This is a genomic window from Providencia sp. wls1922 (assembly GCF_009706505.1).
GTDB lineage: Bacteria > Pseudomonadota > Gammaproteobacteria > Enterobacterales > Enterobacteriaceae > Providencia > Providencia lanzhouensis.
Window position 1 is genome coordinate 42,054 of sequence record NZ_WLUG01000047.1, and the last position, 19,628, is coordinate 61,681.

The 19,628-nt window shown below is 45.0% G+C and carries 17 protein-coding genes; 6 read left to right on the forward strand and 11 right to left on the reverse strand.

Annotation, left to right across the window (positions count from 1 at the left end):
- Nucleotides 1–16 precede the first annotated feature (16 nt).
- Nucleotides 17–1,456 carry an FGGY family carbohydrate kinase gene (locus GKR71_RS03460; RefSeq protein ID WP_036952535.1) on the reverse strand — a complete coding sequence of 480 codons (1,440 nt, stop codon included), beginning with the start codon at nucleotides 1,454–1,456 and terminating at the stop codon, nucleotides 17–19.
- Between the two features lie 242 nt (nucleotides 1,457–1,698).
- On the opposite strand from GKR71_RS03460, the gene GKR71_RS03465 reads away from it, so the two are divergent.
- The 4 genes from GKR71_RS03465 to GKR71_RS03480 all read left to right on the forward strand — a co-directional run bounded on the left by GKR71_RS03465 (nucleotide 1,699) and on the right by GKR71_RS03480 (nucleotide 5,605).
- The gene (locus GKR71_RS03465; RefSeq protein WP_036952532.1) at nucleotides 1,699–3,099 is read left to right on the forward strand and encodes an NAD(P)/FAD-dependent oxidoreductase; all 1,401 of its coding nucleotides are present in this window, start codon (nucleotides 1,699–1,701) and stop codon (nucleotides 3,097–3,099) included.
- Nucleotides 3,096–4,325 (forward strand): NAD(P)/FAD-dependent oxidoreductase, encoded by a 1,230-nt coding sequence (locus tag GKR71_RS03470; RefSeq protein WP_036952529.1) that lies wholly within the window; start codon nucleotides 3,096–3,098, stop codon nucleotides 4,323–4,325. The genes GKR71_RS03465 and GKR71_RS03470 overlap by 4 nt, the downstream gene beginning before the upstream one ends.
- Before the next feature lie 35 nt (nucleotides 4,326–4,360).
- Nucleotides 4,361–5,137 (forward strand): DeoR/GlpR family DNA-binding transcription regulator, encoded by a 777-nt coding sequence (locus tag GKR71_RS03475; RefSeq protein ID WP_051422679.1) that lies wholly within the window; start codon nucleotides 4,361–4,363, stop codon nucleotides 5,135–5,137.
- A 114-nt stretch (nucleotides 5,138–5,251) separates the two neighbouring features.
- Complete coding sequence (locus GKR71_RS03480) at nucleotides 5,252–5,605, forward strand: DUF1937 family protein (protein ID WP_036952526.1); 354 nt, start codon at nucleotides 5,252–5,254, stop codon at nucleotides 5,603–5,605.
- A 74-nt stretch (nucleotides 5,606–5,679) separates the two neighbouring features.
- Here GKR71_RS03480 and ybaL read toward each other — a convergent pair whose 3' ends face one another.
- Complete coding sequence (gene ybaL / locus GKR71_RS03485; protein WP_036952523.1) at nucleotides 5,680–7,428, reverse strand: YbaL family putative K(+) efflux transporter; 1,749 nt, start codon at nucleotides 7,426–7,428, stop codon at nucleotides 5,680–5,682.
- 296 nt (nucleotides 7,429–7,724) lie between these two features.
- Nucleotides 7,725–8,939, reverse strand: coding sequence for an MFS transporter (locus tag GKR71_RS03490; protein WP_108478325.1), 1,215 nt, complete (start codon nucleotides 8,937–8,939; stop codon nucleotides 7,725–7,727).
- A 283-nt stretch (nucleotides 8,940–9,222) separates the two neighbouring features.
- Here GKR71_RS03490 and ushA point away from each other — a divergent pair, with 283 nt between their 5' ends.
- Complete coding sequence (gene ushA / locus GKR71_RS03495) at nucleotides 9,223–10,893, forward strand: bifunctional UDP-sugar hydrolase/5'-nucleotidase UshA (protein ID WP_154633948.1); 1,671 nt, start codon at nucleotides 9,223–9,225, stop codon at nucleotides 10,891–10,893.
- Nucleotides 10,894–10,939: 46 nt separating this feature from the next.
- Here ushA and ybaK read toward each other — a convergent pair whose 3' ends face one another.
- From ybaK to copA, 4 genes are all read right to left on the reverse strand, one after another.
- Nucleotides 10,940–11,419: a Cys-tRNA(Pro)/Cys-tRNA(Cys) deacylase YbaK gene (ybaK, locus tag GKR71_RS03500; protein WP_154633949.1), complete on the reverse strand. Its 480-nt coding sequence runs from the start codon at nucleotides 11,417–11,419 to the stop codon at nucleotides 10,940–10,942.
- A gap of 35 nt (nucleotides 11,420–11,454) precedes the next feature.
- The gene (locus GKR71_RS03505; protein ID WP_154633950.1) at nucleotides 11,455–12,261 is read right to left on the reverse strand and encodes a TraB/GumN family protein; all 807 of its coding nucleotides are present in this window, start codon (nucleotides 12,259–12,261) and stop codon (nucleotides 11,455–11,457) included.
- A 189-nt stretch (nucleotides 12,262–12,450) separates the two neighbouring features.
- Nucleotides 12,451–13,023 carry an HdeD family acid-resistance protein gene (locus GKR71_RS03510; RefSeq protein ID WP_036952163.1) on the reverse strand — a complete coding sequence of 191 codons (573 nt, stop codon included), beginning with the start codon at nucleotides 13,021–13,023 and terminating at the stop codon, nucleotides 12,451–12,453.
- A gap of 144 nt (nucleotides 13,024–13,167) precedes the next feature.
- Entirely contained in the window at nucleotides 13,168–15,906 is a 2,739-nt protein-coding gene (gene copA / locus GKR71_RS03515) for a copper-exporting P-type ATPase CopA (RefSeq protein WP_036952161.1), read from the reverse strand.
- A gap of 117 nt (nucleotides 15,907–16,023) precedes the next feature.
- Between copA and cueR the strand changes: the two genes are divergently transcribed.
- A complete protein-coding gene (gene cueR / locus GKR71_RS03520) occupies nucleotides 16,024–16,434 on the forward strand; it encodes a Cu(I)-responsive transcriptional regulator (protein ID WP_154633951.1) in 411 nt (136 codons plus the stop codon).
- On the opposite strand, the gene GKR71_RS03525 is transcribed toward cueR, so the two are convergent.
- The 4 genes from GKR71_RS03525 to GKR71_RS03540 all read right to left on the reverse strand — a co-directional run bounded on the left by GKR71_RS03525 (nucleotide 16,388) and on the right by GKR71_RS03540 (nucleotide 19,534).
- Nucleotides 16,388–16,867: an NfeD family protein gene (locus GKR71_RS03525; RefSeq protein ID WP_108478322.1), complete on the reverse strand. Its 480-nt coding sequence runs from the start codon at nucleotides 16,865–16,867 to the stop codon at nucleotides 16,388–16,390. The two genes, cueR and GKR71_RS03525, sit on opposite strands and share 47 nt — an antisense overlap.
- Entirely contained in the window at nucleotides 16,864–17,814 is a 951-nt protein-coding gene (locus tag GKR71_RS03530; RefSeq protein WP_036952154.1) for an SPFH domain-containing protein, read from the reverse strand. The genes GKR71_RS03525 and GKR71_RS03530 overlap by 4 nt, the downstream gene beginning before the upstream one ends.
- 13 nt (nucleotides 17,815–17,827) lie before the next feature.
- Nucleotides 17,828–18,685 (reverse strand): co-chaperone YbbN, encoded by an 858-nt coding sequence (locus GKR71_RS03535; RefSeq protein WP_036952152.1) that lies wholly within the window; start codon nucleotides 18,683–18,685, stop codon nucleotides 17,828–17,830.
- A 63-nt stretch (nucleotides 18,686–18,748) separates the two neighbouring features.
- Nucleotides 18,749–19,534 (reverse strand): SDR family oxidoreductase, encoded by a 786-nt coding sequence (locus GKR71_RS03540; RefSeq protein ID WP_154609478.1) that lies wholly within the window; start codon nucleotides 19,532–19,534, stop codon nucleotides 18,749–18,751.
- Between the last annotated feature and the right edge of the window lie 94 nt (nucleotides 19,535–19,628).

Here is a 19,628-nt window from a genome sequence, read left to right on the forward strand (position 1 = left end):
TTTATTGTTGGAAGAATTAATTTCTTAGCTGGCGAGAACGGGCAATAATGTCGCGATACTGTTCCATTACGCCTTGCATGTTGGTGCCGTCTGGGCGCGTGACACTGGTGTTGCGTCGTATCGCCATTTCATGGCTTATTCCCAAACCTTTACGAGCAAGCAAGGCAGCCCCGAGTGCTGTGACTTCACGATTTGCTGGTGCTTCAATATTTTTTTGTAATAAATTGGCTAAAAACTGCTTAAAGTACTGATTTGACGATAACCCTCCATCGACTGAAATGGACTGACCTAATGGAGAGATTTTCTCCATTGCGAAAATAACTTCGGCGGAGCGGGCGGCTATTCCTTCTAAGACCGACTGCATCATATCTTTCTTATCGGTATCTAATGAGAGTCCCGCCCATAAGCCGGCAGCGCTGCGATCCCAATAAGGACAGCCTAAACCTGAGAGTGCAGGTACAAACGCTAAACCACGTTTAATCGCGGGTTCATCACGAAAATCTGAAAGTTCATCAAAATCCTCAAATAGGCCGATTTTACGTGCCCAGTTGATTGCTGAGGCAGCGTTATACACGCCACCATCTAAGCCGAAAACAGGGGCCTCACCCGGGAATTTCCAGCAAAGTGTGGGTAACAACCCGCTTTGATGAGTTTGTGGGATATCGCTCCCCGTCAAGGCTTGCAAGAAAGCGCCAGTACCAAAGGTAATTTTGGCATCCCCTTTTTGGCGGCAACCATGACCAAATGTTCCCGCAAATTGGTCGACAATAATGGCAGTGACTGGCGTGAGATGTCCGTCGAGATTGACGGCGCCAAAGTCACCGATATTGTCGCGCAGCGGCGGCAAGCAGTGGATCGGCACCCCAAAAATCTCACACAGCTGTGGATCCCACTCGAGGGTATGAATGTTGAGTAAAGAGGTACGTGATGCGGAGTTATAATCCGTCACAAAAACATCGCATAAACGGTCAAGGAAAAATGCATCCATAGTGCCTATGCGTAGGCGGTTTTTATCCGCAAGGGATTTGGCACCCACCACATTCTCCAGAATCCATCCCATTTTACTGGCTGAGAAATAAGGATCTAAGGGCAGTCCCGATTTTGATTGGACAAGCGGCTCAAGCCCCGCATCTTTAAGTTGCTGGATGGTTTTTTCAGTACGCAGATCTTGCCAAACAATCGCGTTATAAAGGGGGCGCTTGGTCTGAGCATCCCACGCAACAATACTTTCGCCTTGATGACAAATACCAATAGCATCAACGACTTCACAACTATTCAGACACTTGATGATGTTCGTTAGGATCTCTTCAGGATCGTGCTCAACCCAACCACTGTTTAAGGTGATTTGCTTGTGTGGAATACTCATCGGGGAATGGTAATGGCCGCCTTCTTCAAAGACGACGACCCGGGTTCCCGTTGTTCCCTGATCGATAGCGGCATAACGTTGATTGAGCATCGCTGAATTTCCCAGTGTTATAAATGTTGTAAATAGGTTTGTTTTTTTGCTTACTATCGTTTAATCGGAAATAAAATCCACAAAAAACTCACAATAACTTCTGTGAATGTGAGAACTGTCACAATAAGATAACAATGTGAGAAGTTTTTGGAGTGTTATTGTGATTTGTGTTGTTTTATATATTGAGATTGTGGGAATTGTGTGGTTTTATGTGTCCAAGTTTTATATTAAGGATTTCAGCCATGAATGCTAATAATAAAAAAATGTGGGATGTCATTGTCATCGGTGGGGGTGTCATTGGCTGTGCAGTGACCCGAAAATTCACATTGATGGGCGCTAAAACACTGCTGTTAGAGCGTGGTGGCGATATTTTATCAGGAGCAAGTAAAGCAAATAGCGCGTTGTTACATACCGGTTTTGATGCCACACCAGGGACATTAGAATTGGAATGCATGCAAGATGGGTATCAGGAATTCATTGATATTAGAGAAAAAATGAATTTACCGTTACTCAAAACAGGCGCGTTAGTCGTGGCTTGGAACGAAGAGCAGCTCAATAAGCTGCCGGGTATTGTAGAGCAAGCACACACTAACAACGTCATGGATGTGGGAATAATAGATAAAGAAGAGCTTTATCGTCGAGAACCTCATTTAGCGGAGGGTGCGCTGGCAGCGGTTGAAGTTCCGGGTGAATCGGTGATTGATCCATGGAGCACGCCACTGGCGTATTTAACTCAAGCCGTAAAACACGGTGCAGAGTACCAATTTCATTGTGAAGTGACTGAGGGTGAGCTAAATGCGGGAATTTGGACATTATCCACATCAAAAGGTGAATTTTCTGCCCGATTAGTGATTAACTGTGCCGGGATTAATGGGGATATCGTGGAATCTATCTGCCACCCATCACCATTTGAGATTAAACCGCGTAAAGGTCAATTTTTGGTATACGACAAAGCAGCAGCGGCAGATATCAATGCGATCATTTTGCCAGTACCCACCGCGATTACGAAAGGTGTTCTGCTATCGAAAACCATTTTCGGTAACTTATTGTTAGGCCCGACAGCGGAAGAACAACAAGACCGCTGGAAAGCGGAAGTGAAGCAAGAAGTCTTGCAAGATTTAATCGACCAAGGTTCTCGCATGTTGCCATCACTGCATAATTACAGTGTGACGGCCACCTATGCTGGATTACGCCCAGCCACGGAAGAAAAATATTATCGAATTAATGATTACCCCGAAAAGCAGTGGATATGTGCTGGGGGAATTCGCTCAACGGGCTTAACGGCAGCGTTGGGGGTCGCCAATCACTTAGGGAAACTTTACCAAGAGAATTTTGACGCATTATTTGAGCTATCACCGCCAACTGAATTAATTTGGCCTAAGATGCCGATGCTCTCTGAATATGATGAACGTGATTACCAATGTAAAAATAATGGCGGCATTGTGTGCCATTGTGAATTAGTGACTCAACGAGAAATTGAAGCCGCGTTTGATTCTGACATTCCACCAGAATGTTTAGGCGCACTTCGTCGCCGAACTCGCGTCATGATGGGGCGTTGTAACGGTTTTTATTGTAGTAGTCAGGTCGCTGAAATTATTAACGGTCGCTTTGACAATACCTTAGCGGTGGAGGCAGTGAAATGAGCTTAAATTACGATGTGATCATTATTGGCTCAGGGCCGGCGGGTATCGCGGCAGCACAAACATTACGTCGCCGTGGTATTCATAATATTGCGATTTTAGAGCGTGAAGCCCATGCAGGTGGTGTTCCTCGTCATTGCCAACATCCCACTTTCGGTTTGTTAGTGTTTAAACGCCCAATGAAAGGCAACCAGTTTGCGGAAAAAATTGTTAATAATTTAGGGGATACACCAATACTAACGCGTTGTACTGTGACGCAATTACAACCTAATGGCACTTTAACAGTCACAACTCCTGATGGCGTGGTTGAGATGCGCGGTAAACGCATTTTGATTGCAACAGGCGTTCGCGAAACACCACGTCACCCACGCTTAGTTTCTGGCTTGCGTCCTCAAGGTATTTTAACTGCGGGTGCGCTACAACAATTTGTCTATTTAAAAGGGCAAAAACCGTGTTTGAACCCAGTGATCGTTGGCAGTGAGTTAGTCAGTTTCTCTGCATTATGGACATTAAAAAATGCGGGCGTAAAAGCGAAAGCCATGATTGAAAGTGGCGAACGAATTCTGGCATTCAAACCAGCTTCATTGTTTGCTAAAGCCATGGGAACCCCGGTGTATGTGAATAGCAAAATCACGGAAATTGGCGGCTTAGAAAGAGTCGAATATGTGATGGTGGAAACCGCAGGGCAAATACGCAAAATTGAGTGCGACTCTGTGATTTTTACCGGGGGCTTTGTGGGTGAAAATACGTTAATTCGTAAAAGCCACTTGAGTTTTGAGGCTAGTACAGGCAAACCCGTCACTGATCAACGTAGCCGCTGTTCTGATGGCTGCTATTACGCGGCGGGTAACATGCTGCACCCTGCGGATATGGGGGATCAGTGCTACCAAGAAGGTGAGATCACCGGCGGATATATTGCAGATGATTTATTAGCCAATCACCATCAAACGGATGTACAGCAAGGGAATAGATTGCCGATTCGATTTGCTGAGCCAATTCGTTTTACGGTACCTGCATGTATCAATATGTCCGAAAATACTGCGAAAAATGTGGATTTCAACATTCAAGTCAACACGGCGATAACGGGAACAATCCGTGTGATGGCAGGTAATACCGTGCTGTATGAAAAGCGTCGTCGCTGCTTACCGACTCGTCGTATTTTGCTGAAAAATATCGATTTAACAAAAATCCAAGCGAGTGCTACTGAAATTACTGTCACTGTTGTATAGTGCTGGAAATGTTAAATGGTCAGAAGGATTAAACTATGTGTGAGGGACGCTCCTCAAAAGTACGACACCAAACCATCATTGAGATGTTATCGACTCAAGGTCAGGTGTATGTACAGGAGCTTGCGACGCATTTTAATGTGGCGCAAGAAACTATCCGTCGTGATCTGAGCAAGCTTGAAACTCAAAAATTATTAAAGAAAGTTCACGGTGGGGCTGTCAATATTCAGTCCAAATTTGAGCGTAATTTTACAGAACGAGCGCAAGCGGCTGTTGATGAAAAGAAAGCGATAGCAGCAAAAGCGGCGGAGTTAATTAAGCCTGGAGACACACTGTTTATTGATTTTGGCACGACGACCTTCGAGTTTAGCCAACGCATTAAGTCGATTGATAATATAACGGTGATAACAAACTCACCGTTATTAGCTAGCACATTGCAGGAAAACCCTACCATCGAAACGATTTTGATTGGTGGGCAATTTAATGCGGCACAAAATGCCTGCTTAGGCGCAATCGCATTAAAGAATATTACGGAATTTTTCGCAGATTATGCGGTTATCGGCGCTGGCGCTTTTCATCCTCAGCATGGTGTGATGGATCAACACGTTGATGAGGCTGCCATTGCACAAAAAATGCAGGAAAACAGTGATAAGCTGATGGTGTTAGCTGATGGAACAAAAGCCCATAAGCATGCGATTAACTTTGTGGCTGGGTGGGATAATATTGATTATCTCATTACTACCACTAAAGACTTTAAATTAGCTGAAAATAAAAAACGCCCGAAAACCAAAATTATTATTGCAGATATTCTGTAAGCCATAAAAATCAAAGCATTACCCATTTAATTTATACCCTATGGAAAATAATTCATTTATTTTTCATAGGATTACTTTGCTCAAAATTCGTTAAATACGACACTAGGAATTAAAATGAAACTTTATTTTATTGCGTGCCCATATTCTGATCCTGATAGCAATGTTGTGGAAATGCGTTTTCAAGCTTGTACCCAATATGCAGCGGAATTAGCGCTTAAAGGAATTGCAACCTATAGCCAAATTACCATGACTCACCCGATCAATCAGTACTTAGCTTCGCAAGGGCAAAAAGTGGCATGGTCAGCGATTGATATGGAATTTTTAAAGCGTTGCGATGGTTTGATTGTTCTGACGCTGGCGGGATGGGAAAAAAGTGGTGGTGTTGCCGCAGAAATTCAATTCTTCAAAGATAAAGGTTTACCTGTGTGGACTGACAGTGAATTTGCTGAACAAATGCTGAATTCATAATAAAAAAAGCCGTAACGTTAATCAGTTACGGCTTTTTTGTTTTCAATTAAAAATGAACTTAATTGACACTGAACTTAGTGGCTCGGTTTTAGATACTCATCCAAATTTTTGCCATCTGGGTTGTGATTATCTTTATCCTTATCATCTGGGATAGCACAACCAAATTCAGCCACATCATTGCACATTAACGTGGTGATAGATTTTGCAATCTCATGTTCACCAATAATAATGTGGTCTGCACCGCGTTCTCTAATAAAGCTGACTTCATCATCATAGTGGGCGCGTACGACCACGGTGATATTCGGATTCAGCTCTTTGGCGGTAGCCACAATTTCACCTGCTTCATAACCGTTTGGAATGGTTAGTAACAGGGATTTTGCACATTCAATACGGGCAAGGCTTAGGATATCTTTACTGGCACCATTACCTAAGATGGCACTGAAACCATTTTCAGCCAGCTCTTCAAAGCGTGCACGGGTATCTTCAACCACAACCAGTGGGATTTCACGACGACGCAGTTTATCAGCCAGCATGCCACCAACACGACCGTAACCAACTATCACTGCATGACCACAAATATCCACTGGGATCTGAGTCTCTTCTTCCAGTGTTTCTTCCAGAAGCTGCTCTTCGATGGTCTCGGTTTTTTCCAGATATTTATCCAACAGGCTGAATAACACTGGGTTTAGCATGATAGAGACAATCGCACCGGCTAATACCAAGTTTTGAGCGTCTTTATCCATTACCCCGAGTGCCAGACCCATTCCCGCCAAAATAAAGGCAAACTCACCAATTTGAGCCAAGCTGACAGAAATGGTTAATGCTGTACGGCGTGAGTGCCCAAACATGCGTACGAGCACCAGCGCGGCGGCAGATTTACCAATAATAATGATGCCGAGAACAGCGATGATCCCTAACGGTTGCTCAATGAGAACCACTGGGTCGAATAACATCCCGACAGACACGAAGAACAGTACTGCAAACGCATCGCGTAGCGGTAAAGTGTCCTGAGCCGCACGATGGCTCAGCTCTGATTCATTCAGCACCATGCCTGCGAAGAATGCGCCTAATGCGAAGGAAGCGTCAAAAATCGCGACAGCAGCATAGGCGATACCTAATGCAAGCGCTAAAACCGCAAGCGTAAACAGTTCACGAGAACCTGTTGATGCTGTGCGAGATAAAATCCATGGGATAACTTTTCGCCCGATGACAATCATAATGACGATAAAGGCAACGACTTTACCTATTGTCCATCCAAGGCTCATGGCTAATTCGCCAAAACTGGCTTCATTACTATCCATGATCCCTGCGGCAGCAGGTAACAGTACTAAGGCGAGAACCATGGCTAAATCTTCAACAATTAACCAGCCAATAGCGATTTGCCCGCGTTGACTTTCAATGAGTTGCCGCTCTTCAAGTGCACGTAGTAATACAACGGTACTTGCTGTTGACAGACAGAGACCAAAGACAATTCCCGTAAATACGCCCCAACCGAATAACATCGATAAGCCAAGACCTAATAAAGTCGCGACGGCTATTTGAGCGATGGCGCCGGGGATGGCAATTGCTTTTACGGCTAATAAATCTTTCAATGAGAAATGTAGACCAACACCAAACATCAAAAGAATAACCCCGATTTCAGCGAGTTCAGGGGCTAGGGTGGTGTCTGCAACAAAACCGGGGGTAAAAGGACCCGCTAATACACCCGCGGCAAGATAACCGACAAGTGGCGAAATTTTTAAGCGCTGCGCGAGCATGCCTAATATATATGCAAGGGCGAGACCACCAACAATGGTTGTAATTAAGGGCGTTGAATGCTCCATTAAGTCTCCTCTGGTTTGTTTATGAATAAAAAGGTGGGTACATGCCTTTGGCTTTCAAAATGTTGATGACGTTAATCACCATTTTGAAATACAAATTGCGTGTTTATCTATTTTAGCGGTTTTGAAAACAAATTTCTTTAAAAAATTGCCTAGTTTCTAAAAAAAAATCGAGCTGATAGGGCTAAATCGTTACAAGCTTTTTATTTTAGTCGTTTTTATGGAAGTCTTTTGTGAAATAAAGGAAGGGTTATCCATACTTATAAAAACATAAGTATGGATAAAATAAGGTAATAAGCCTATTTGTTGTTTATATTTGGTAACAATACAGTAAAAATACCCAATAATGGTAGAAAGGCACAATATTGATAAACTTGCTCAATGCTGGTTTGGTCTGCAATATGACCCAAGACAGCAGCACCAACGCCCCCCATACCAAAGGCTAAACCAAAGAATAGCCCTGAAACCATCCCTGTTTTACCTGGGATCAATTCTTGTGCGTATACCAAAATAGCCGAGAATGCTGAGGCTAAAATCATCCCGATAATCACCGTCAGGACACCCGTCCAGAAGAGTGACGCGTGAGGTAAAATCAACGTAAATGGGGCAACGCCAAGGATAGAAAACCAGATAACATACTTACGCCCAATTTTATCGCCAATAGGACCACCAATCATGGTTCCCGCAGCAACGGCGAATAAAAATACAAACAAGTGAATTTGGGCGTTTTGTACCGAAACACCAAACTTATCGATTAAATAGAAAGTGTAGTAACTGCTAATGCTCGCTAAATAGAAATATTTTGAGAAAATTAAAACTAACAAAACGCTGAGTGAGCCAACCACGACTTTGCGAGGCAGCACTTTAACTTCTCCGTGAATGACGGGCTTTTTCTTTGCAGCGCGATGCTGCTGTTTATACCAACTGCTAACTTGCAAAAGAATAATAATGGCGAGTAGTGCCGCGAACGAGAACCAACCGATGTTGCCTTTACCATAAGGTTCAATGATCAGTGCGGCAAGTAGAGGACCTAATGATGCTCCGAGGTTGCCGCCCACTTGGAAAAAGGATTGGGCTAAACCATGGCGTCCACCAGATGCCATCCGTGCGACTCTTGATGATTCAGGATGGAAGACAGAAGAGCCAGTCCCCACTAACGCGGCAGCGATTAAGATGGTTGGGAAGGTTTCTGCCATGGCTAATAGCAATAGACCCGACAAGGTAAAGCTCATGCCTATCGGTAAGGAATAGGGTTGAGGGTGTTTATCCGTGTAATAACCAATAATCGGCTGTAAAAGTGATGCCGTGACTTGGTAAGTGAGGGTGATCATCCCAATTTGAGCGAAGCTAAGGGAAAAATCAGATTGTAATAAGGGATAAATCGCTAATATTAGCGACTGAATCATGTCATTGAGTAAATGAGAGACACTGATTGCCGTCAGGATACTGAAAACGGTTTTTCCCGTTTTATTGGCGGGTTTGGCGCCGCCATTCGCTGCTGTTTGCTCACTCATGATCATCACTTTAGTTTGTTGCGTAATTGTAACCAATATAACTAATATAGAAATTATTTAAATGGCAATATGAGTGGCATGGGTAAATTGATGGAAAATATTAGTCGATCCAGATCTCATTTCTTTGTAACAGCGTTCTGTTTGTGCATAGCCGCTCAGATCTTGCCGTCATTTTTATGCTATAAGACTGAGTCTATTAACACATGGCTTATTAACTCATAAGCTTATTACGCATAAAAAACTACGTAATCGGTAGAGATTTCTATACCAGCAGGGAGAATGTATGAAACTGACATTTAAGGCATCCGCATGCGCATTAACTGTCTCGTTAGCGCTGTTACCCGCAGCGATGGCAAATGCGTGGGAAAAAGATAAAACCTACAACATCACTATTTTGCATACTAACGATCATCATGGTCATTTTTGGCACAATGAAAAAGGTGAGTATGGATTAGCGGCACAAAAAACCGTGGTTGATGAAATTCGTGACGAAGTGGTGAAGCAAGGCGGCAGTGTTTTATTACTCTCTGGTGGGGATATTAATACTGGTGTACCAGAGTCTGATTTGCAAGATGCTGAGCCTGATTTTAAAGGGATGAATTTGGTGGGCTACGATGCGATGGCGCTCGGTAACCACGAATTTGATAACCCGCTAGAAGTCCTCAAGCAGCAAGAAAAGTGGGCAACGTTCCCATTCTTATCTGCCAACATTTATCAAACCAGCACAGGTAAACGTCTCTTTAAACCTTATCAAGTCTTTGATAAGCAAGGTGTAAAAATTGCTGTTTTAGGCTTAACAACTGACGATACCGCGAAAATCGGTAACCCTGCGAACTTCCCTGATGTTGAATTCCGCGTCCCTGCTGCTGAAGCCAAAAAAGTGGTGGAAGAGCTACGTGCGACTGAGAAACCAGACATTATTATCGCGGCAACCCATATGGGACACTACGATGATGGCAACCACGGTTCTAACGCACCGGGGGATGTGGAAATGGCGCGCAGCTTACCTGCGGGCTATTTAGATATGATAGTGGGTGGTCACTCACAAGACCCTGTTTGTATGTCTCAAGAGAACAAAAACTACAAACAAGAAGACTATGTGCCAGGAACCCCATGTGCGCCAGACAACCAAAATGGCACCTGGATTGTTCAAGCCCATGAGTGGGGTAAATATGTAGGTCGTGCCGACTTTGAATTCAAAAACGGTAAATTCACCTTAAAACACTATCAGCTGATCCCAATTAACCTGAAGAAAAAAGTGAAGAAAGACGACGGTTCATCGGATTACGTCTACTACACACAGGAAATTGCGCATAACCCTGAAATGACAAAATTGCTAACCCCTTATCAAGATAAAGGCGACCAGCAATTAGGCGTGAAAGTCGGTTCAGTGGAAGGCAAGCTGGTGGGTGACCGTAATAAAGTGCGCTTTGAGCAAACCAATATGGGGCATTTACTACTGGCGGCTCAAAAAGAGCGTGCAGGGGCTGATTTTGCCATCATGAGCGGCGGCGGCGTGCGTGATTCCATCGAAAGCGGCGATATTACCTATAAAGATGTCTTGAAAGTTCAGCCATTTGCTAACGAATTAGTCTATGTGGACTTTAAAGGCGAAGAGGTTCTGCCGTATCTGCAAGCGGTCGCTAACATGAAACCTGACTCAGGTGCTTACGGTCAGTTCTATAATGTGAGCCTGACTCTGAATGCCGACGGCACAATCAGCGATGTGAAGATTGATGGCAAACCCGTCGATAAGAACAAAACTTACCGTATGGCGACATTAAACTTTAACGCGATTGGCGGTGATGGTTATCCAGCTATCGATAATCATCCAAACTACGTCAACACCGGTTTTGTGGATGCGGAAGTGCTCAAAGGCTATATTGAGAAACATTCTCCATTAAAAGCCGCTGATTACGAGCCAAAAGGCGAGATTGTTTATAAAAATAAATAATCGGTAATGAGTGTGAAAAAGCCCCTTAATTGGGGCTTTTTGTTTTTTACGATTCTTTTTTAATATCCGCAAAGCTGGCATTTAGTACACTTGCCAGATCGCTTGGGGCGAGTTCTAAATCCAAACCGCGCTTGCCACCGGAAATAAACATAGTCGTAAATTCTTGAGCTTGGCTGTCAATCACGGTCGGAAGGCGTTTTTTCTGACCTAATGGGCTGATCCCTCCTAGCAAATACCCCGTGTTTTTTTGGGCAATTTGCGGATCGGCCATTTCGACTTTTTTGACTTTAAATACCTTAGCAACAGATTTGAGATCGAGCTGCCCAGAAACTGGAGTGACAGCCACCGCTAAGGTTTTTTGATCGCCATTAAGCGCGACTAATAAGGTTTTGAAGACTTGCTTGGCATCTAAGCCTAATTTTTGGACGGCTTCATCACCAAAATTACTCTCATTGGGATCGTGATCATAAGGGTGTAGCGTGAATTTAATTTTTTGTTTTTCCAGTAATTTTACTGCCGGAGTCATAATTATTCCTTTTCTTTTTCAATGACTGGATTTGATCAATTATCGTTTCGTAAATAATCAATTAAGCTCTGTTCACCAAACAAGTGCAGTGCGCCTACGGCGACCACATAATTACCCGCAGGCAAGGTTTTCAGTTTTCTCGCCCATTCCTGATTGCGTTGAGTCATCAGCACATTATAAACCCCTTCGCTGAAGGTATTCGGTAATGTAACGCAATTTTCCGGTTGAAAATCCAGCCACCAGCTAATCATGGTTTGCAAGGAGCGGGCATTGGCGCGCCAATGAATTAGGGTATCTTGCAATAATGGCAAACCATCATCGGGTAAATCGAGCAGTAATTGCACTTGGGAGTCTACACCTTCTAGCTCAATAATGGGCTTATTTTGGGCTAGTGCGTTATGGATCAGTTGGTAGTCAATTCCATAGTGACCTCGTAAACCCAATAACTGCGCTTGTGTGGCTTGCATCGTCAGGGCGACTTGCCAAGAGGGAAGATGGTCAAACTGAGTGGGGGATTGACGTATCTCTTGGCAGTATTGTAAAAACAGGGCAAACTCAGCGTCCGTTAATCTCTGGGAAATCGGTGCTATCAAGGCTGTAGACGTTGGGAAAGGTGAGTTTGCTTGCGTGATATCCGCCTCAACAATCAGCCCATCTGCGTGGTTGATTTTATCGAGCAAGGTTGCGGATAAGGGAAACATATTTTCGGTTCCCATATGAATACTGCCGACAATGTGCAGCTTTATATTATTAGGTAAGCGAACATCAACAGCTGGATAAGGATAATTCGGAGCCACTCCCCGGTGCAGCCAACTTTTTAAGTTTTCGGGTAGTTTTCCCATCTGATATTTATCCTGATTTAACGACTGAGATAAACAGAGTAAACAATCTTGTAGGAATTTGCGAATCACACCGCACGATACGGTCTATGACTAAAATATTGCCTATCACTAAGCAGACGAATTGCAGATAAAAAAATAGCGCCTCATCATCAGGCGCTATTTATTATATTGTGTGAGTCATTATGCAAATTAGTCTTTGCGCTTTAATAGGCTTAATAGAGAGAATAAACCAAACGCACTGAAAATTAATTCGATACCGATTAATGCGGTTAACAGCGCAATCGAGGTAATAGGACCATTGCCAATTAATAAGTAAGCAATAAAGAAGTCCAGAACCCCGATGATAATCTGCATCCAACCACCTGCAGATTTAATTTGTTGGATACCGGCATATAGGCGCATTACCCCGCCAATAATAAACAGCGCCGCAATCACCATTGCCATGGCGATTAAGCCCTGTAAAGGCTCTTTGATAAATGCATAACCGACGATGCAGTAAATAATCCCGATGACAAACCCAAAGAGGCGAGACCAGCCCGTATAGATAGTGGTGCTCAGGATGCTCACAATGGCACCGACGCCACTTAAGATTAATAGCACGCCCACAATAGCACTGACGGCAATACCAGAGGCAACTGGATTAGCTAAACAGGCGATACCACCTAGCAGTAATAACACGGCGAGAACCGCCAAAATATTACGTTGCTTTTTCACGTCACCATTGGCTAAGTTGGTGAGCTTTTCGCGATTAATATTTAACATGGAACCCTCAAACAGTGAAAATAATTAGAATCACTTAATTATAGAACAGGAATGATGAAGGCACTGAGGTATTCGGGCGATTTATTGCGTTGAGTCAAAATGTTGGAAAAGCCACCTTTAAGGTGTAAAGGTGGCTTGATAAGGCTATTTTTCAGGTTTGAAACGTAATAAACGGTTGGCGTTGCTGACCACGGTAATGGAAGAGAGCGCCATGGCGGCTCCTGCCACTACAGGGTTCAATAACGTGCCAGTAATTGGGTATAAAATACCAGCTGCAATCGGAATACCTAGCGAGTTATACACGAAGGCTCCAAACAAGTTCTGTTTCATATTACGTAGAGTCCCTTTGGAGATAGACACTGCATCGGCAACGCCGTGTAGGCTTTGGCGCATTAAGGTAATTGACGCAGTTTCAATCGCAATATCACTGCCGCCGCCCATGGCAATCCCGACATCAGCACGAGCGAGAGCAGGAGCATCGTTGATACCATCACCCACCATTGCTACTTTATGACCTTTGGCTTGCAAAGCTTCAATCGCCGCAGATTTTCCGTCTGGCATCACTCCCGCAATCACTTCGTCAATGCCAGCCTCTTTGGCGATCGCTTTAGCTGTGACTGGGTTATCCCCGGTTAACATTACTAAGCGGAAGCCTTGTTTATGCAGACGGGCGAGGGCGCTGACACTGTCTTCACGTAATGGGTCGCGAATAGACAGCAGTGCTGCAATCTGACCATCAACCGCCAATAGCACTGGTGTGACCCCAAGAGACGCTTGCTGATGGAGCGTTTCATCGATTTCACGGGTATCAATTTGGTTTTCAGTCAGCAGTTTTTGATTGCCAAGTAAAACTGTTTTACCTTCAACAACCGCGGTGACTCCTAATCCAGCCAAAGTTCTAAATTGCTGATTGGCAACAATATCCAGCCCTTTTGCACGGCTAACAATTGCACGAGCCAGCGGGTGGTTAGAACCACTTTCGAGGGACGCCGCAAATTGCAGAGCTTGTGACTCATTAAAACCGTTGAACAGGTGAATATCAGTAACTTGTGGCATGCCCTCAGTTAAGGTACCGGTTTTGTCAAAGACGATGGTATCGAGCTCGCTAGCTTGCTGTAAGGCATCGGCATCACGCACCAATACCCCAAACTCTGCGGCGCGACCGACACCGGATATAATCGACATCGGCGTTGCAAGACCTAAAGCACACGGACAGGCAATAATCAGTACCGTGGTCGTGATAACCAGCGCGTAGGTAATTTGTGGAGCGGGACCCACGAAATACCAAATAGCCCCTGAAATCACTGCAATAGCCACTACCACCGGGACAAACACCGCCGAAATTCGGTCAGCCAATTGCCCGATTTGCGGTTTACTGCTTTGCGCTTGGCGTACTAAGTAAATAATACGCGCTAACGTGGTTTGGCTACCCACTGCGGCGGCGCGGAATAACACGGTACCGTCTTGCACAACGGTTCCTGCGTGTACTGCATCGCCACGGCTTTTTTGCTGCGGGATAGGCTCACCCGTTAGCATCGCTTCATCCAGCCACACTTCACCTTCAATGATTTCACCATCGACAGGGACACGATCCCCTGTGGTTAAGCGTAAAACCATGCCTTGTTTCACTTGAGCAAGGGGCATATCAACTTCCCCTTGCTCGGTGACAACGCGGGCCGTTGGCGGCGTTAAATCCAATAATCGCTCTAAGGCTTTGGAGGAACGCTGGCGTGCGCGCTGCTCAAGGGCATGACCTAAGTTGATCAGACCGATGATCATGGCGCTGGCTTCGTAATAAAGATGGCGAGCTTGTTCTGGGAACATCTCAGGCCAAATATTGACGACAATCGAATAGAGCCAAGCTGCCCCAGTACCTAAGGCAACCAAGGTATCCATGGTGGCACTGCCATTTTTTAAGCTTTGCCATGCACTGCGATAAAAATGCCCACCGGCAAAAATCATCACCAGCAGCGTTAATACCCCGATAGTGAGCCAAATGTTGTGGTTATCAGCGCTTAACATCATGTTGTCGCCGATCATCCCCCAAATCATCACGGGCACACCTAAAGCAAGGGCTAGCGCAGATTGCCAACGGAAGCGGCGCATATTCGCTTGAGCCACTTCTTGCTGGCGTTCACGACGCTTAGCTTCATCTTGGATGATTTCAGCGCCATAACCTGCTTTTACGACCGCTTCGACGAGGTCATCGGGCTTCGCGGTTCCAGTGACTAACGCACTGCGTTCCGCTAAGTTCACTCGTGCATTTTCCACGCCAGGTACGCTATTAAGTGCCTTTTGCACTTTACTGACGCAGCTGGCGCAGGTCATGCCATCGAGTAATAATTGAATGCTGTCATCGGTCACGGCAATGTCAGGCTGTTCGCCAAGGTCAGACTCTTGTGCCGGAATATCACAAACTGCCGCTGAACCCGTTTCCGGCTGTTCAATTGATGTTTTCAGCGGCTCAGTTTTTGGGGAGCTAGCACCTTCTTGGGCAAGTTCTGCGTGGAATCCTGCGCCTTCTACCGCGGCGATTAAATCGGTTGTAGAGGCAGTGCCATAAACTTTAGCCTGTTGAGTATCTACTACCGCGGCAGCAACGCCTTCAACAGCTTCTAATGCTTGCTGAGTTTTCCCTGCGCATTTCATGCAGTTTAAGCCAGAGAGTTGTAACTCTACATTTGGCGCAGTTGCTTCAGTGGCTTCATAGCCTGCATCGACAATGGTTTGAATGAGGGATTCGACGCTAGCGCTGCTTTCAATCACCGCGTAATCAATCGTGACGTTGACTGATTCAACATCAGGGCGTGCTTGCAGTGCTTTTGTCACGGAGCCGACGCAATGCATGCAGCTCAAACCTTGTAAGGATAGAATTATTTTCATTTTTGATTCTCCGGGCCTTCTCATAATGAGGGGCTATAATTTGTACACAAAATCAGTCTATAATCCGCTATGTAATTAAGGTTAAACCTTCCCACAAGGGGAAGGTCAAGGGGAATTATGAATATTAGTGAAATTGCCAAAAAAACCGGTCTGACTGCCAAAGCAATTCGCTTTTATGAAGATAAAGGGCTGATCACACCACCGGAACGCGGGGATAATAGTTATCGCTATTATCAAGCCAGACATCTCGATGAGCTGATGCTTTTAAAACAAGCTAAAGATGTGGGGTTTACGCTGGACGAGTGCGGGGAGTTGCTGGGATTGTTTCGTAATCCAAGCCGCCACAGTGCGGATGTGAAAAGTGCGACGATAGCGAAAATTGATGAAATTCAGCAGACGATTTTAAAGCTGTCGGCTATTCGGGATACGTTACAAGAATTAGTGGATGTCTGCCCCGGTGATGAAGGGGCAGACTGCCCGATTATTGATCATCTGGTGCGTGGCTGTTGTCACCATGGTAAGGCTTAACTTTTAGGGTGTTTCCGTCTACGGCGGTTACTTCCACTTCAGCTTCCGCTTTTAATGGGACGTCGCTGTATATGCGCCAACTGCCATCGGCGAGGCGCACGCGGCTAAACCCCTCTTCGGTATCAGTTAGCAAGCGTGCCCTAACACCAACCAGCTGGTGGCTGATTTGGTTGACATCATCGGCACGACTGGCTTTGCGGTGGCTGAGCCATTTTCGCCATAAAATCGCAGAAACGACGGTAAATACCGCAAATAAGATACCTTGCCATTCCCAACTGAGGAATGGCAATGCAAAGGTGAGCACCCCAACGGTGACGGCGGCAATGCCGGACCAAAGTAGGTAGCCACCTGTACCAAGAAGTTCAGCAATCAGCAGTAATCCCCCAAGACATAGCCAAAACCAGACGGGTTGAGTGCTGATAAATTCTATCATTCTTTAGCCTGCTTTTTGCTTGCACCCATTTTTTTGCTTTCGCCAATGAGTTCAGTGATCCCACCAATTGCGCCCATTAAGTTGCTGGCTTCTAATGGCATCATGATCACTTTGCTATTTTCTGCCGAGCCAATGCTAGTAAGGGCGTCAGTGTATTTTTGTGCCACAAAGTAGTTGATAGCCTGCATATCACCGGCGGCGATCGCCTCAGAAACCATTTGAGTCGCTTTGGCTTCTGCTTCAGCCGCTCGCTCACGCGCTTCTGCTTGTAAGAAGGCAGATTGACGTTCACCTTCCGCTTTCAAAATTTGCGACTGCTTTTCACCTTCCGCTTTTAAGATAGCCGCTTGACGAATACCTTCCGCTTCCAGAATATCGGCACGTTTGGTTCGTTCTGCTTTCATCTGGGCGTTCATCGCACTGACCAGTTCTTTTGGCGGTTTGACATCACGAATTTCAATACGGGTAATTTTTACGCCCCACGGGTTGGTGGCTTCATCCACTACGTGCAGTAAGCGACCATTGATAGAATCACGCTGGGAGAGCATTTCATCCAGCTCCATCGCCCCAAGAACCGTACGGATGTTAGTCATGATCAGGTTCAGAACGGATAATTCTAAATTGCTGACTTCATACGCCGCACGCACAGGGTCAATTACTTGAATAAAGCAGACTGCATCAATGGTCACGTTGGCATTATCACGGGAGATAACTTCTTGGGATGGAATATCAAGGACTTGCTCCATCATATTGATACGGCGACCAATTTTATCCATAAATGGCACTAAAAGGTGTAAACCCGGCTGTAAAGTGCGGGTATAACGCCCAAAGCGCTCAACTGTCCACTGGAAGCCTTGCGGTACCGTTTTTACGCAGGTGGTAACGATAACAACAGCAATAATGACAAGAATAACAACTGGTAGTGCACCAGACGCGAACAAATCCATAGGTAATCCTTAACTAGTAAAGTAATGAATAAACTTGGCGACGGAACTTGCTCGCAAGTGCATCACCTGTTCCCATTGCTGACATGATATCCATCATGGTTTTTTTGATTGCGCCATCCCCTGCGTTTAAGTCTTTGCGTAAGAAGGTGAGCAGCATGTCTAACGCTTCTTCATTGCGATTGACTTCGTGAAGCTTTAACGCCAGTTGAACGGCTAACGTAGTATTTTCTTGATCTTGATTGAATTCTTTTATCAGCTGCTGAATTTCTGGGGTATCCGCAGCTTGCTTGGTTAATTCGATTTGAGCCACTAATCCTTGATAACGGCTGTCTTTATCTTGCATTGGCACGGTAGCTAACAAGGCTTCTGCATCATCAATTAAATGTAGACCAATTTGCACTTCAGCTAATAAGAACGTGATATCGCTGTTTTTAGGCGCAAGTTGGTTGGCTTCTTTCAGTAATGGCAGAGCCTCTTGAAGTTTGCCTTCCGCCACTAATTCAGCGGCTTGCGCAGCTTTTAACTCTTCTGGGCTTGGTAATACGCGAGAGAGTATTTGCAGCACAGCTTCTTCAGGCTGTGGACCTTCGAAGCCATCAACTGGGCGACCATTTTGCAGCACATAAACCGTTGGAACGCCTTTTAAGCCAAACTGGCTGGCGATCATTTGTTCTTCATCGCAGTTAACTTTTGCGAGGATAAATAGCCCTGCGTAGTCTTGAGCAATACGCTCTAACATGCTGGTGAATTCTAAGCTTTGAGGGCTGCGTGGTGACCAAAAGTAGAACATGACAGGCATGTTCATGGATTGTTCGATGGTCTGGTGTAGGTTGGTCTCGTTAATATCAATAATTTGTGCGTTAGCTAACATAAACAGTCTCTTTAAAATTCGTTATTAATCATGTCAATGAAATGGGGGCTTAGTTCTGTTTTTTCAATCTTTCTTGCCCTGACCCGCGAGGACTTTGTCCATTAGCTTATCGGGTAATACACGTTTTAGTATACGCACAAAAACCGTTAATAATGTGACAGAGTAGCGTACACGTGGACGCGGACTCTCTAATGCCAAAATCAATTTTTTGACCACATCTTCAGGATATAACGTAAATTTTGCGGCAATCCCCGGATTTTTAACTGGCTTATCTTGCTGAGTTTGCGCCACATTTTGGGTAAAGGCACTGTGGATGGGACCGGGCTCAATTAAGCTGACGTGAATACCAGAGCCTTGTAATTCCAAACGCAATGCATCTGACCAAGCTTCCAACGCGTATTTACTGGCGGCATAGGCTCCACGACCTGGCGTTGAGATAATGCCCATCACGGAGCTAGTTTGCACAATACGACCTTCATGGTGTGGCAGCATGGCGGGAAGCAGCAGGAAGGTCAATTGGTGAACTCCGAAAAAATTACTGGAGAATTGGGATTCCAATTGCTGGCGGCTCACGGTGTTCAATGGGCCATATACCCCGAATCCGGCGTTATTGAATAATCCGAAAAGTTTTCCATTACAGAGCGTCAGAACCTGCTGAGCAGCGGTCTCAACACTTACCGGGTCATCTAAATCTAACGTCACGGTTTCGAAGCCAAGTGATTGTAATCGTTCAATATCAGCCTGTTTTCGACAGGTGGCTATCACATGATAACCACGCTGTTTTAAAGTCTGCGCAGCGCACAACCCTATGCCACTTGATGCCCCTGTCACTAATACCGTTTTTTGCATAACTTTACCTACTCTGGGCTAAATGTTCGCTATCATATTGGTTCATTATAATTTATTTACCTAGCAAATTTATTTGGCTAATAACTTTATTTGG